We start from the raw sequence: 13,778 nt of genomic DNA, 5'->3' as shown, positions 1-13,778 counted from the left end.
TCTTATAAAGGAGGGAAAGCCTCGATATGAACATCACAATCGATGAAGCTTCATTGGCAGAAACTTCGATATATGTGGTTTATGAGGGCGAGGAGTCTCATTTTCGTTTAAAGGAATCTCGTAAACATAGCATGACGCTAACGTGGTTCTATGGCCGCTCCGATCAAGAAGCGGACGATCTCGTTGTCGGCATGGGGCAGCGTTCGAACCTCACGTTGGAGCAAGTGCGCAGAACGGGCGCTTCAGCCGCGAGAGCGCTGCTCAAGGAGAATAAATCAAGCGCAGTGCTGGTCCGGGCAACAAACGGGGATGGCAGGGGTTCTTCCCGGATTTCGGAGGAGGAAGAACTCCAGGCGTGGGTTGAAGGCTGGATGTACGGATTATATCAATTCAATAAGCATCGCGGGGTCACGGCCAATCTGCAAGCCCTGTCCCTAAATCTTCGACAAGAAGATTGGCAGGGGCTTTCCCGTAAAGACCTGGAAGCCATCATACAGACGGCAGGAATCCGAATCGAAGGGACGCAGCTCACTCGAGACTTGGTGAATGAATCTCCGGAAACGTTAAACCCGGAAGCATTCGTTGCAGTGGTCGAGGATCGCTTCAAGAAGGCACCCGTTCAGCTTCATGTGTATCGCGGACAAGAGCTCCATGACCGGCAGATGAACGGACTAATCGCTGTGGGCGCTGGAAGTAAATATGAGCCTGCCATGATTGAGATTTCCTATAATGGAGTGGATTCCGAGAAGGGGAGCCCTCATATTGTGCTCATCGGCAAGGGCGTAACCTTTGATATGGGCGGGATGAACGTCAAAATTGGCCGAGACATCAGCGATGCCCGTATGGATATGGGCGGGGCTGCAGCCGTCGTGGGTGCCATGGATATTCTGGTATCGCAAAAAGCTCCGGTACGAGTCACGGCGCTGATAGCCGTTGCGGATAATTTATCGGGACCGGATGCGATGCTTCCTTCTTCCGTCGTTCACTATCCGAATGGCTTAAGCGTTCAGGTCGCGAATACGGATGGGGAAGGAAGATTGATCATTGCGGATGCCCTGCTGCACGCTGCGAATCTTGGCGCAGATAAGGTGATTGATATCGCAACCCTCACCGGTAATGTCGGAGCCGCACTGGGCTTGGAAATTGCGGGCATCTGGGGCGATCAACAGATTACGGCCGATTTGGTTGAGATTGGTGAGCGTAACGGAGAGCGCCTATGGCCTATGCCGCTGATGGATGAGTACGAATCGGATCTTAGAAGCGATTATGCCGATCTGAAAAATGTCGGTACGTCAACGTTGGCAGGCGCTATAACGGCCGCGCTGTTTATCCGGCATTTTGTGGCCGATTCCATGAAATGGGTGCACATCGATATGGCGGGCACGGTCCAGTATAAACGGGAATTCCCCCATTCCGCAGCGGGGGCTACCGGATATGGCGCGAGATTGTTGGCGGATTATGTGGAGAAGCAGTTTCTCCATGCTTAAAGAATCAACTTCAGTAAGGAGTGACGACGATGCTGCTAGAAATTATCGCAACATGTGTGGATGATGCCATCACGGCAGAGAAGAATGGCGCGGATCGTCTGGAATTAATCACGGCGATAACCGAAGGCGGGCTTACGCCGGGAATCGGGCTCGTTGAAGAGGTTGTGAAAGCCGTTCAGATTCCTGTTCATGTCATGGTCAGACCTCATAGCAGATCCTTTGTGTACAATGAACATGATATTGCTACCATGATCGCGGAGGTTAAGGCGATCCGCAAGGCAGGTGCAGCTGGCGTAGTGCTTGGTATGCTGACTCCGGAACGGAAGATTGACGAGGTCTCCTTGGTCAAAATGCTGGAATGGACAGGTGATATGCAGGTCACGTTCCATCGGGCCTTTGATGAATTGGAGGATCAGTTCGAAGGGCTGCGTACCTTGCAGAAATACCCGTCCGTTACCCGCGTCCTAACGTCGGGAGGACCGCAGCCTGCACCGCAAGCCATCCCAAGAATTCGGGAGCTTGTAGAACAAACGGCAGGCAGTGAGCTGAAAATATTGGCTGGTAATGGCCTGAAGTGGGAAATCATACATGATTTTATCGACCAGACCGGTGTGAGCGAGGTGCATTTCGGCTCAGCCGTCCGGTACGGTCGATCAGGGCTGAAGCCCATTGATCCGGTTGAGCTGCGATCATTGGCTGACAGCTTACATCAATAGAAGTAGCAAACCTATCGGAAACAGGTGAACAAAAATTGCAAACCGTATGGAATAAACAGCAAGAATTTGTGGTTGGCGTTGACCTTGGGGGTACGAAGATCGCGGCAGCGCTCTTTGATTCCGAAGGACAGCTGCTGAACCGGGAGCAAATGGAGACAGCGGGTGCGCGTACGGCCGAAGAAGTGGTCGCGCGAATTACGAACATGATTCGCAGCGTGTCGGGCGGTCACCCGCTTCGAGGCGTAGGCATGGCTTCACCCGGAACGGTTAACAGCCGGGAGGGAATTGTCATTCATGGTACGAATCTGCCGGAATGGACCAATGTTCCTCTCAAAGCTTGGATGGAACGCGATCTGCATACGGAGGTTCAGGTGCTGAATGACGCCAATGCAGCTGCATGGGGAGAGTATGTAAGAGGTGCCGGAAGAGGGTCGACGAACATGATATACGTGACGCTAAGCACAGGCATCGGTTCAGGCATCGTGCTGGACGGGAAGCTGTTCCTGGGCAGCAGTTCTTTTGCAGGGGAGCTTGGGCATCATATCATTGATCCGAGCGGTCCGCAGTGTAATTGCGGCAGCCACGGCTGCTGGGAGGTATTTGCTTCAGGAACGGCCATCGGTTTGGCAGCATCCCAGCGGATGCTCACCCAGCCCAGCGTAATTTCTGAACTGGCCGCAGCCGAGGCCGGCGTCAACGCCAAGCATGTATTCGAGGCTAAACGTCTTCATGACCCCGTCGCTGTGGAGGTCATCGATCGTGCTATTTATTACATGGCGCTTGGTCTGGTTAACGTCATTCACAGTTTTAACCCCGATCGTATCGTGATTGGAGGGGGAGTAAGCAGAGCAGGCGAGCTTCTATTCCCGCAGCTGCGGGAAATGACAGATAAGCTGGTCATGCCATCCTATCTGGGTACGTACGAAATCGTTCCTGCAGGACTTCGGGACGATGTGGGTCTGGTTGGAGCTGCGGCCTTGTTCCAGTAGCCTATGTGTAAAGAGAACGTTACGGATAGGATAAAGAATGAAATAGAGGTTAGATAAAAAGCGTTCGGATCGGCAACATAGTTTCATGTTAACCGAGCTTAAGCGAATTAGACAAAAGCCGCCCTTCAAGGGCGGCTTTCCAATTATTTATGGAGAGAGCGGGAAACGGAGCGATCATTTTTTTCGTTATAAGTCCGTAACATGTGACAAGTGATAGGCGTGAACCGTAAGCCGTCATCCGTTTTCACTGGAGGCGAGTTTTTGGTTTCCTGGTTAGGTTTGTTTGTATCCGACAAACAATAAGCGGTTGCTCGCACTTTCCCGCCCGCCGGCGGAAACCGCCGGCTCCAAACCCGCATGTGGAGTGACCTGCAGGCTTGGAGCCGGCGGCTGCCGCTACTCCATGTACTTCGATGCGTCAAACGTAATCATGGACGTATGATTGGCATGTTCAATCAGTGAAGAGAGCTTGGTTACTTCGCGTTCCTTCTTGCGCGCTTGCGCCTGATAGGCTTCCGGATCATATAAGGCGACGTTGAACAGCGTTACGGCACCGTCTCCGCTGCCACGGCTGCTCTGCCGCTCCAGCTTCTTGCGGGAGCCGAGATGAGCAAGCTGTCCGATATCGCTGCGTATCTGTTTGGCCAGCTCGATCGCTTCCATGATGGTCATGTCGGAGCCGTTCCAGCTAATGGTTTGCGTTGTATTGGAGATGGCCATCAGCAAATCCAGCTTTCTGTAATCCGCCGCGGCGGCTTCGATCTCTTCCGTAATGGCATCCACGCTGCGTGCAGGATATTCCGCCGTTTCCCCTTTTTCAATGATCGTGCTGCTGTTATTCAAGCGTTCCGACATCAATTGATTCATGAGACGATTGATTGCTGCCCGGACAGCCAAAGCTTCAGCCATCGTAATTTGAATCATAAGTGATCGATCACCTCTTTAATTTCATTTCTGAATATGTAAACGTATAAATCTGTTAAAAGTTGCTAGATTACTAAAAAAAGCAGTTCGAACAGGAAAGCAGAGTTACATAATTGTCATGACTGTGTGAGATGGTTAACAAATGGACGCCTGAAATTAACCATCTTTACGACAGTTCCAAACATAAAACGATAGATTCTTAGGATATTATTGACAGCATCCTTGCTTGTATACTATATTAAGAGAAGGTTACAAAACGTTAATGAATTTTGCCGAATTTCGTTTGTGAAAACGGGGGAACCGTCTTGGGTGAATTACTCTTGTATATAGAGTATAGGGAACCTTCAACCGAACCTTTAGCTAACTCCGTAGGCATCGAAGGAGAGAACATATTTTGAAGAAGTTTGTCATCACTTTGCTAGGGTCTGCAATTATTTTTTCTTCTGGTGCCGTATCAGCATTTGCTGATCAACAACCGAATTTTCAGTATCAAGTGAAGCAATTGGTAGGAACTCCATACAAATGGGGCGGAACGACTACCAGCGGGTTTGATTGCTCCGGATTTATTCTGTACATGTTTAGAAATTTTGATATGGATCTTCCACGCACTTCCCAAAGCCAGGCTAAAGCCGGTGAACATGTGGATCGCGAAGATCTGCGGGTCGGAGATTTGGTATTCTTCAATACAAGTGGCAGCGGAATTTCCCATGCAGGCGTTTACATTGGTGATGGACAATTTGCGCATGCTTCCAGCAGCAAGGGAGTTAGAATCAGCAAGCTTAGCGATTCATATTACGAGCCGCGTTATGTCACGGCGCGTCGTGTGTTGAGTCAAGAAAACTATGCGAAGCTGGTAGGAAGCGCAAGCTAATTGGATTACGTTGCAGTTTAGGGTTCGATACATAACCAGAAAGCCTGACAAAGGGATGCCCTTGTCAGGCTTTCTTTTTTTAGATATCAGAAAGTATAAACTTCGAAAGCTTGTGACTTGCTGATATCGGAAGAAAAACATCTATTAACTGCGGTCTGTCATCTGTGAAAGTACGTCGATAGACGTTTTTCTTACGATAAGTCTATCATCCCACAGAGGTTGTTCGGTTACTCCTTAACAACAGAGGCATTCACAGCAGCTTCTATTCCATTATTATAGAGACGGAACAAGCCAAGGCGCCAGAAAGCAGCACCTTTCAGATCATAACGCTTGGCCAAGCCGAGCTTATCGTCAACGGAAGTGGCGGTTTCACTGCTTAAACTGATGCCGAGCAGGAGCTTCTGCTTCGGGACACCTGCTTGGAGTGCCAACTGGATCGCTTGGTCCACCAGACTGTTTGGTTCGGGAACCTGAGATTTGGTTCCGACCGGATTGTACTGATAAGCCATAACGATGAGATCATCAGCGATGGAAGCCAGCGTCTTGTAATCATAGCCTTTGTAGGCGCTATTCAATGGCGGGACCGCTAAGGACAGGGCAATGTCATTTGGCAATGCCGCCTTCAATTGCTTGACGTAATCATTGAGCAGCTTCTGCTGCTTCACGGCATCCAATTTAAAACCGAGTCCTTCAAAATCAAGCACAACGCCGCCGAACCCGTTATCGGCAACCGCGGTTGTGATGCCTTCAATGGACTTTTCGCGCAGACTGCTGTCGCTCAGGACTTTGGTTAATTCTCCGTTTCCGTCCAGAGCATAAACCATAAGGTACGGTTTAATCTCCTGATCCGCCGCATCCGCAACAATCGATTGCGGGGTCACGTCGCCGGCCGCCCCTGGCAGACGATACTCGTCGCCTTGAAGCGTAAACTGGCCATCACGATCGATGCGGCTCCAGCCAAAAGCGACTGAATTCATGGATCCCACGAGATCCCGTTCTTGGAAAGATTGCAAAGCATAGAAGGCTCTCAAATGCATTTCGCGCTGGGGCGATACGAGAGAGACCGTGCGAGTCGCCTGATTCCAGCCGACGTCGACACCGAATTGGCTGCTGAAAGAGCTAAGCGGGATCAGCACGCGGCCTTCCCGTTGGACTGGAGGAGCTGCAAGCTTTACTTTTTTACCGTTGACGGTCGCCGTCGTGCTTCCCACCTGAAGCAGGACTTCCGTCGTTTGACCTTTCACCTTGCCTATAGCCTTGACGGTTTGCGTCTTGCTGTTCCACGTGATCTGAATGCCCAGTGCTTCACCGACCGTCCGGAATGGAACGTAGGTGACCCCTTTGTCTACCCGCGGAGCCGCATCGAAGGTTAGTGTCACATCATCCAGCTTTACCGAAATGGCAGGCTCAGCATGTACCTGACCGATATGGGGTGCGGTTCCGATAAAGGATAAGGCAAGAGCGGCAGCGACAGCTGTTTTTCCTATTCGTTTATGCAGCATGCTTTTGTATTTCCTCCGATCCATTAAATAATAGAATGATTTCATAGAATATGGAATTTGGTCTAGCATACGCTAGTATAGCAAAATTTTCATAGAGTTCCAATTTCGTGATGTCAATGTCATAGAATAGATAAGAGTAAGCATGTTGATTTTTAAAACTTTCCAGTATAATAAATGGAGGATTTCTTACATAACCTGATGATTACATGCATAGGGGGATAACGCGTGTTTAAATTCTGGAAAAACAAAAAGGGCGGGGGAGATAAATCGTTGAACCCGGCAGCGGAAGAGATGATCGAAGCCGTACAGGATCCGATCATTGAGCTTACAGGCCGCGAAGTTCAGCGCAGCGTGGCTCCCGTTCTAGGCATGACGGTGCTTGACTTGGCCGAGCGGAATGACGTCGACTGGAACTCTTTTTGCAAAAGAGGAACTTGTGCCCGCTGCCGCTGCATGGTGGTGGAGGGAATCGAGTATTTGTCCGATCCCAATCTGGCTGAAGAACGACGCCTGGATCCCGAGGAGATTGAAGAAGGATATCGACTGGGATGCCAGAGCAAGATCGAAGCGGTCGGTCCCATCAAAATCAAGCATGCCCCATATTTTTGACGACATCGAAGGCAGATTGCCGTTTCATACTAAAAAAGCAGGCAGCCGTACCACAACGGCTGCCTGCTTTGCTCGGAAAGATCAAAATGCTAATGCTTTACTCCATGCTCAGTTTGCTCTGTTCCCGGAACGAGCTCGGCGTTTGACCGGTAATTTTTTTGAATAACATGGAGAAATACTTATCGTTGCCGTAACCCACTTGAGAAGCAACCTCATGGATCGGCATTTCGGAATCTGCCAGCAGGCGCTTGGCCTCTTCAATCCGGCGGGATATCAAGTAATTGAAGGGGGAGTCGCCGACTTCTTTTTTGAACAGGTGGGATAAATAATGCTGACTGACATACATCGTATCGGCGATGTCCTTGAGACTGATGCTCTGGGTATAATTGGTGTCGATAAAGTGTTTGGTCCGCAGCGCGATTTCGTTCTTGCCCTTCAAGGACTGGAATTGGTGTTTAACATCCACAATGCGATAGATCACGGTAATCAATGACATCAGCAGGTTGGTGCTCAGCGTTTCATACCCCAGTACCTGCGAATCGCATTCGCGGAGGATCTCGGAAAGATAGCTCTCCACTTTATAAGCGTATTTCTCGCAGGATATGACCGGCTCCACGTAAGCCGGGAGCAGCATCCCTTGGGGAACCCCTTCAATGTGAAGCGAATCCACGCCGCAGTAGATCACCTTAAAAGGCCCGTCCGTGATGGATCTCTCCTCGTGAGGAATGCCGGGATTATAAATCGCGACATCGCCTTTGTGTAGTTCGTATATTTTTCCTGCAATGGTGAATTCTCCGCGTCCTTCTACTACATAGATGATCTCGCAAAAATCATGAATTTGCGGCGGTCCATAAAAGAAGTCCTCGTCCACGACCTGCCCGGCAAAGAGCAGCTGCGGATTTTTAATGAAGCGGAAGTGATCGCTTTTGCTATGCGAGATTTCAATCTTTGGCACGTTCTGGTCCCTCCTGGAAAGCAACATCCTCTACCTATTATAATGCAAAACGCCCTTCGATGCGGAAATCGTTTACATCGGCTGTTCGGAATGGTTCACTGTCTTGCTGAAATTAAGATTCGATATAACAAAATAGTGGGTTATCTCTTGCACCGATTAATCTTACAATGATGTCATATTCCTTATAGGGAGGCGTGACATACATGACAATTGAAAACGATTACAGATGGCGGGACGGATTTCCGAAAATCGGCATTCGCCCTACGATAGATGGAAGACGGAGAGGGGTACGGGAATCTCTCGAGGAACAGACCATGAATCTGGCCAAGGCCGTCGCTGAGATGTTGACGAAGGAGCTCAAATATCCGAACGGCGAGCCGGTTGAATGCGTGATTGCGGATACTTGCATTGGCGGAGTGGCCGAAGCGACTGCGGCTGCCAAAAAATTCAAGAATGCCGAGGTCGGCCTGACCATAACCGTTACGCCTTGCTGGTGTTATGGCACCGAGACTATGGATGTGGATCCTTCGCGTCCGAAGGCGGTATGGGGCTTCAACGGAACAGGACGTCCAGGCGCGGTTTACCTGGCTGCCGTACTGTCTGCGCATGCGCAGAAGGGACTTCCTGCATTCGGCATCTATGGCGAAGACGTTCAGGATGAGGGGGATACTCGTATTCCGGATGACGTTCAAGAGAAGCTTCTGCGTTTTGCACGGAGCGGCTTGGCTGCAGCTTATATGCGCGGACAATCGTATTTGTCCATGGGCTCGGTGTCGATGGGCATCGCCGGCTCGATCGTGGATGACAGCTTCTTCCAGGAGTATCTGGGCATGCGGAATGAATATGTCGACATGAGCGAGTTTACGCGCCGTTTGGAAGAAGGCATCTATGACCCTGAAGAGTATGAGCAGGCGCTTGCTTGGGTGAAGGAGAACTGTACGGAAGGACCGGATAACAACCCGGATCATCTCCAGAACAGCCGGGAGCGCAAGGATCTGGAATGGGAAACCGTCGTTAAAATGACGTTGATCACCCGCGATTTGATGATCGGCAATCCGCGTCTGAAGGAGCTTGGCTTCGAAGAGGAAGCTCAGGGCCACAGCGCTATAGCTTCCGGATTCCAAGGTCAGCGCCAGTGGACGGATCATTCCCCTAACGGTGACTTCCTGGAGACCATCCTCAATTCCTCCTTCGATTGGAACGGCAGACGTTCGCCATATATCGTGGCAACGGAGAATGACAGCCTCAATGGAGTCGGCATGCTGTTCGGATACCTGTTGACCAATACGGCACAGATTTTTGCGGATGTGCGGACGTACTGGAGTCCGGCTTCGGTGGAACGGGTTACCGGCTATAAGCTGGAAGGCAAAGCGGAGAACGGCATCCTGCATCTGATCAATTCCGGCTCGGCTGCACTGGATGGAACGGGCGAGCAGGAGATAGACGGCAAACCGGCTATGAAGCCGTTCTGGGAGATCACGGATGAAGAGGTTGATCGCACGCTCAAGGCCACACAGTGGAGACCGGCTAACCTGGAGTATTTCCGGGGAGGCGGTTACTCGACCGACTACTTGACGCGCGGCGGCATGCCGATGACCATGTTCCGTCTTAACCTGGTGAAAGGGCTTGGTCCCGTGCTCCAAATCGCTGAAGGCTATTCCGTGGATTTGCCGGCGGAGGTGCATGACACGCTCGACAAGCGTACCGACCCGACATGGCCAACGACCTGGTTTGTACCGAATCTTACAGGACAGGGTGCGTTCTCAAGCGTTTATGAGGTCATGAACCAGTGGGGTGCTAACCATGGCGTGATCAGTTACGGACATATCGGAGCAGATCTTATCACGCTGGCTTCGGTGCTGCGTATTCCGGTCAACATGCATAATGTGCCCGCCGAAGAGGTGTTCCGTCCACGCGCATGGGGAATGTTCGGAACATCCGATCCGGAGAGCGCCGATTTCCGCGCTTGCCAGAACTTCGGTCCTCTATATAAATAAGGTCATATTCGAGAGGAGAGCGAATCATGCTGAATGTAGAAACGAGAAACGAGCTCTGCAAATATGCCAAAAAAATCGTCGACAGCGGACTCGTTGTAGGACCGGGAGGAAACATCAGCGCGAGAGCCGGGGACAAAATGTATTTGTCCCCGAGCGGCTTTGCGCTGGAGGAGATCGAGCCGGAGCAATGGATTGAAGTGGATATCCCAACCGGCGATATTACCGATATAGGTCTACGACCTTCGTCCGAAGTGCTGATGCACTTGTATGGATACCGCAGCAACCCCGATATCGGGGCGATGGTGCATACACATCCATCCCATTGCATTGCCTTTACGTTGGTGGAGAAGGAACTGCCGGTGATGTTCCCGGACCAGGCGGCATTGGTTGGACGTACGGCATACATTCCTTACATCATTCCGACAACAGATTTGCTGGCAGATGCCGTCGCGGAGAAAGTGACGATGGCCAGTTCCATACTGCTTGGTAACCATGGACTGGTCACAACCGGCCGGAATCTGCGCGAAGCGTATTACCGAACCCAGGTGGTTGAAGAGAGCGCCAAAATTTATCTGAGCGCCAAGGCGGCCGGCACGCCGGTGCCGCTGACGGACCAGGAAGTAGATGATATCGCTGCACTGGAGAGCGAAGATTATCGTATTCAGCTTCTGCAGAAGATGAAATAAATGTTGGTTAAGGTTCAGATCTCGGGTTGTTGGAATTTGAATAGGTATCGTACTAAAGGTGAGGAAGGATGCGGCGTATGAGTAATTCATCTGCGGTGCTTGCGTTTGATTTGGGGGCCAGCAGCGGCCGGGCGCTGCTGGGCGAAATTACCGCTTCTGATCATGACTCCCCCGGCATGCTGAAGATTACGGAGATTCACCGCTTTGCCAATATACCTGTCCAGATGGGAAAGCATTTGCACTGGAATTTCCCGATGCTGCTGCAGGAGGTGAAGCATGGCATCCGTAAAGCGTTCCAGACCGGCCATCAACCGGTCAGTTATGGCATCGATTCATGGGGCGTCGATTATGGACTGATTGACCGTAACGGGGAGCTCATCGGAGTTCCTTATCATTACCGGGATCTGCGCACGGAAGGCATGGTGGAGGAAACCTGCGAGCAGGTCGGGAGAGAACGTCTGTTTCAAGAAAGCGGTCTGCAATTCATGCCGTTTAACACGATATTCCAGTTAAATGCGATGCGAAAGTCAAAATCCCCGATGCTGGACATTGCGGATAAGTTTCTGCTCACTCCGGATCTGCTGAACTATTTTCTGACCGGGGTCCAGGCATGCGAGTTCACCATGGCAACCACCACTCAGCTATATCATGTTACAGAAGGCAAGTGGAATGAACCCTTAATGGAGGAGCTGGGGCTTCCCGCATCCCTGTTCATTGAACCCGTACAGCCGGGAACCGTGATCGGCAGACTGCAGGATACGGTGGCGCAAGAGCTGGGCATTCCGGCAATTAAAGCGATTGCTGTAGCATCGCATGATACGGAATCCGCCGTGGTAGCCGTTCCGGCGAACACATCCCGTTTTGCCTATCTTGTATGCGGAACCTGGTCGCTTCTCGGAACAGAGCTTCCGGAGCCGCTTGTCCATACGGACGTGCTGAAAGAAGACTTCTCCAATGAGGGTGGAGCTTATCAAACCTTTCAGTTGCTGAAGAATATCATGGGCCTCTGGATTCTTCAGGAGTGCAAGCGGCAATGGGAGAATCAAGGATTGACGTATTCTTTTTCAGAGCTGGTTGAACTCGCACAGGACGCGAAACCGTTCCGCAGCTTCATAAACCCCGATGACCTGCGCTTCATGAATCCGGCGGATATGACAGCTGAAATTCGGGATTACTGCCGGGAGACCGGGCAGCCCATTCCGCATAGCACCGGAGAGTATGTCCAGTGCATACTGCAGAGCCTGGCCCTAAGATACCGGGAAGTACTTGAACGGATAGAGGTACTTACAGGGCAGCGCTACGATGGGCTCCATATGGTTGGCGGAGGCATTCAAAACGAGCTGTTATGCCGGTATACGGCCAATGCCATGGGCCGAACGGTGTGGGCCGGACCGATCGAAGCAAGTGCCATCGGGAACATGCTGGTTCAATTTGTGGCGAACGGCACATTGCGCAATCGGGAAGAGGGCGTAGAGCTCGTCAAGCGGTCTTTTCCGCTTGCCTGGTACGAGCCTGAGTCCAACGAGGATTGGGAGGCAGCATACCAACATTACAAGACCCTTGTTGAACAGCAGCAGGTACAACAGTGAGGTTAAGGGATTCTAAGAGAGAATGATGTTCTCCTGACATATCCAAGCCTTACATTTTAATTCGATAGAGGAGGATGTCATATCATGCTAAAAGGCATATCTCATGTGCTCTCTCCTGAGCTGCTGAAGATTCTAATGGAGATGGGGCACGCGGATGAAATTGTGCTCGGCGATACCAATTTTCCGGCAGCCAGTCATGCCCAGCGGTTGGTCCGGGCAGACGGACACGGGATTCCTGCGTTATTAAACGCGATATTGCCGTTATTTCCGCTGGATACGTATGTTGAATCCCCGGTAGCGCTAATGGCCGTGACGCCGGGGGATACCGTGGAAACTCCAATCTGGGATGAATACCGTGAGATCGTGCAGCAGTTTCACGCCGTGCCCATAGAATTTGATGAGGTAGATCGATTCTCGTTCTACGAACGGGCAAAAAATGCGTATGCTATCGTGTCGACAGGCGAAAAAGCGCTGTATGCAAATGTTATCCTCAAAAAAGGCGTTGTCATTTAAATAACATGAAATGCAAAGAACCTCGCTGCCCGGCTGCAGCGGGGTTCTTTGTGCCGCGTCGCTCAAGCCACCACCTGAACGGTGAGATACAAAACCTCCAGCAAAATCGGGGTGCCGGCCAGGAGCACATCGCCGGGAGAAAATAAGGTTAATGCTTCCGACGAGAGTGTGTATATTCGGCCTTCCTGAATCATGCCGTTGATATAAACCGTTGAGGAGGTGTTCGGACCGACCTCGATGCTCTGAAATGGATTTCCGTCATCATCCGTAAATTGCTGGGCAGAAATGGCGAAGGGAGCATCCAGACTAACCTCGGACATCAATACGTAAAAATAACGAAGCGTGGTCGGCAGCACCATGATCTCCGGCACAATCACGCTTCCCGGTAATCCTTGGATGCCCTGCGGCCCTGGGGGACCTGGAGGACCTGCAGGACCCGGGATGCCTTGAGCCCCGGGAATGCCTTGAATCCCCGGGGTACCCGGCAGCCCTTGGGGACCTATCGGACCTGGAATGCCTGCTGGTCCGGCGGATCCCGGAAGACCTGGCGTGCCTGGAGGCCCTTGAATGCCTGGAACGCCTTGAAGTCCTGGATTACCCGGCTGACCAGGTAATCCAGGTAATCCCTCCAAGCTCCTTCCCCGTTGTCTTTCCGACCATTCAGATGGGATGATGCTTGAATGATCGGGCCTGTATTTGCACGGTCGGATTTTTTTTCTATTGCCAGGTGATACGACATGTTTACATTTGCGCTTCTTGTGGTTCCTGCGTTGTTGAGTGGATTTTAATCTTGGATATCGCTTCCGTTTTATCACGGGAGTTTTCAGTCTTATCACCGCCCCGAATGAATGTATGTACTTAGTTTATGTCATTGAAGGGGGAGTCGAGTGGACATATATCCTTTGCTTACGGATATATTGACCAGATCATATGCCTTTCT

Annotated in this window: 13 protein-coding genes and 1 riboswitch; of the genes, 9 read left to right on the top strand and 4 right to left on the bottom strand. The window is 51.2% G+C overall.

From position 1 onward, the window contains the following. Window positions 1-26: 26 nt before the first annotated feature. The 3 genes from OHJ21_RS12045 to OHJ21_RS12035 are packed head-to-tail and all read left to right on the top strand — an operon-like array spanning window position 27 to window position 3,192. Window positions 27-1,487 (top strand): leucyl aminopeptidase family protein, encoded by a 1,461-nt coding sequence (locus tag OHJ21_RS12045; RefSeq protein ID WP_486020157.1) that lies wholly within the window; start codon window positions 27-29, stop codon window positions 1,485-1,487. Window positions 1,488-1,516: 29 nt separating this feature from the next. Beyond that, window positions 1,517-2,203, top strand: coding sequence for a copper homeostasis protein CutC (locus tag OHJ21_RS12040; protein WP_127592287.1), 687 nt, complete (start codon window positions 1,517-1,519; stop codon window positions 2,201-2,203). 35 nt (window positions 2,204-2,238) lie between these two features. Next, complete coding sequence (locus tag OHJ21_RS12035; RefSeq protein ID WP_394055005.1) at window positions 2,239-3,192, top strand: ROK family protein; 954 nt, start codon at window positions 2,239-2,241, stop codon at window positions 3,190-3,192. 396 nt (window positions 3,193-3,588) lie between these two features. On the opposite strand, the gene OHJ21_RS12030 is transcribed toward OHJ21_RS12035, so the two are convergent. Next, entirely contained in the window at window positions 3,589-4,116 is a 528-nt protein-coding gene (locus tag OHJ21_RS12030) for a hypothetical protein (protein ID WP_326120249.1), read from the bottom strand. Window positions 4,117-4,376: 260 nt separating this feature from the next. Further along, a riboswitch (cyclic di-AMP (ydaO/yuaA leader) is annotated at window positions 4,377-4,507 on the top strand. Window positions 4,508-4,510: 3 nt separating this feature from the next. Here OHJ21_RS12030 and OHJ21_RS12025 point away from each other — a divergent pair. Then, entirely contained in the window at window positions 4,511-4,987 is a 477-nt protein-coding gene (locus OHJ21_RS12025; RefSeq protein WP_100537856.1) for a C40 family peptidase, read from the top strand. A 227-nt stretch (window positions 4,988-5,214) separates the two neighbouring features. On the opposite strand, the gene OHJ21_RS12020 is transcribed toward OHJ21_RS12025, so the two are convergent. Then, window positions 5,215-6,489 (bottom strand): stalk domain-containing protein, encoded by a 1,275-nt coding sequence (locus OHJ21_RS12020; RefSeq protein WP_486020155.1) that lies wholly within the window; start codon window positions 6,487-6,489, stop codon window positions 5,215-5,217. 225 nt (window positions 6,490-6,714) lie between these two features. On the opposite strand from OHJ21_RS12020, the gene OHJ21_RS12015 reads away from it, so the two are divergent. Continuing rightward, window positions 6,715-7,098 carry a 2Fe-2S iron-sulfur cluster-binding protein gene (locus OHJ21_RS12015; RefSeq protein WP_486020154.1) on the top strand — a complete coding sequence of 128 codons (384 nt, stop codon included), beginning with the start codon at window positions 6,715-6,717 and terminating at the stop codon, window positions 7,096-7,098. 97 nt (window positions 7,099-7,195) lie between these two features. Here the strand turns inward: OHJ21_RS12015 and OHJ21_RS12010 are convergent, their stop codons facing one another. Then, window positions 7,196-8,053 (bottom strand): AraC family transcriptional regulator, encoded by an 858-nt coding sequence (locus OHJ21_RS12010; protein ID WP_486020153.1) that lies wholly within the window; start codon window positions 8,051-8,053, stop codon window positions 7,196-7,198. A 203-nt stretch (window positions 8,054-8,256) separates the two neighbouring features. Here OHJ21_RS12010 and OHJ21_RS12005 point away from each other — a divergent pair, with 203 nt between their 5' ends. From OHJ21_RS12005 to fucU, 4 genes are all read left to right on the top strand, one after another. Beyond that, window positions 8,257-10,050 carry an L-fucose isomerase gene (locus tag OHJ21_RS12005; RefSeq protein WP_127592273.1) on the top strand — a complete coding sequence of 598 codons (1,794 nt, stop codon included), beginning with the start codon at window positions 8,257-8,259 and terminating at the stop codon, window positions 10,048-10,050. A 26-nt stretch (window positions 10,051-10,076) separates the two neighbouring features. Further along, window positions 10,077-10,736, top strand: a complete 660-nt coding sequence (locus tag OHJ21_RS12000) for a class II aldolase/adducin family protein (RefSeq protein WP_100537851.1) — start codon at window positions 10,077-10,079, stop codon at window positions 10,734-10,736. A gap of 77 nt (window positions 10,737-10,813) precedes the next feature. Further along, window positions 10,814-12,325, top strand: a complete 1,512-nt coding sequence (locus OHJ21_RS11995; protein WP_486020152.1) for a rhamnulokinase — start codon at window positions 10,814-10,816, stop codon at window positions 12,323-12,325. 84 nt (window positions 12,326-12,409) lie between these two features. After that, window positions 12,410-12,838 (top strand): L-fucose mutarotase, encoded by a 429-nt coding sequence (gene fucU / locus OHJ21_RS11990; protein ID WP_486020151.1) that lies wholly within the window; start codon window positions 12,410-12,412, stop codon window positions 12,836-12,838. A 62-nt stretch (window positions 12,839-12,900) separates the two neighbouring features. Here fucU and OHJ21_RS11985 read toward each other — a convergent pair whose 3' ends face one another. After that, window positions 12,901-13,470, bottom strand: coding sequence for a DUF4183 domain-containing protein (locus OHJ21_RS11985; RefSeq protein ID WP_486020150.1), 570 nt, complete (start codon window positions 13,468-13,470; stop codon window positions 12,901-12,903). Window positions 13,471-13,778 lie beyond the last annotated feature (308 nt).

This window comes from Virgibacillus sp. LDC1 (assembly GCF_025792345.1).
GTDB lineage: Bacteria > Bacillota > Bacilli > Paenibacillales > Paenibacillaceae > Paenibacillus_AQ > Paenibacillus_AQ lautus.
This window is presented reverse-complemented; position numbering and strand designations above follow the sequence as displayed.

Bases quoted from the DNA above. Each gene is read 5' to 3' on its own strand.
- OHJ21_RS12045 (WP_486020157.1), top strand. From the start codon at position 27: ATGAACATCACAATCGATGAAGCTTCATTGGCAGAAACTTCGATATAT.
- OHJ21_RS12040 (WP_127592287.1), top strand. From the start codon at position 1,517: ATGCTGCTAGAAATTATCGCAACATGTGTGGATGATGCCATCACGGCA.
- OHJ21_RS12030 (WP_326120249.1), bottom strand. From the start codon at position 4,116: ATGATTCAAATTACGATGGCTGAAGCTTTGGCTGTCCGGGCAGCAATC.
- OHJ21_RS12020 (WP_486020155.1), bottom strand. From the start codon at position 6,489: ATGCTGCATAAACGAATAGGAAAAACAGCTGTCGCTGCCGCTCTTGCC.
- OHJ21_RS12005 (WP_127592273.1), top strand. From the start codon at position 8,257: ATGACAATTGAAAACGATTACAGATGGCGGGACGGATTTCCGAAAATC.
- OHJ21_RS12000 (WP_100537851.1), top strand. From the start codon at position 10,077: ATGCTGAATGTAGAAACGAGAAACGAGCTCTGCAAATATGCCAAAAAA.
- OHJ21_RS11995 (WP_486020152.1), top strand. From the start codon at position 10,814: ATGAGTAATTCATCTGCGGTGCTTGCGTTTGATTTGGGGGCCAGCAGC.
- fucU (WP_486020151.1), top strand. From the start codon at position 12,410: ATGCTAAAAGGCATATCTCATGTGCTCTCTCCTGAGCTGCTGAAGATT.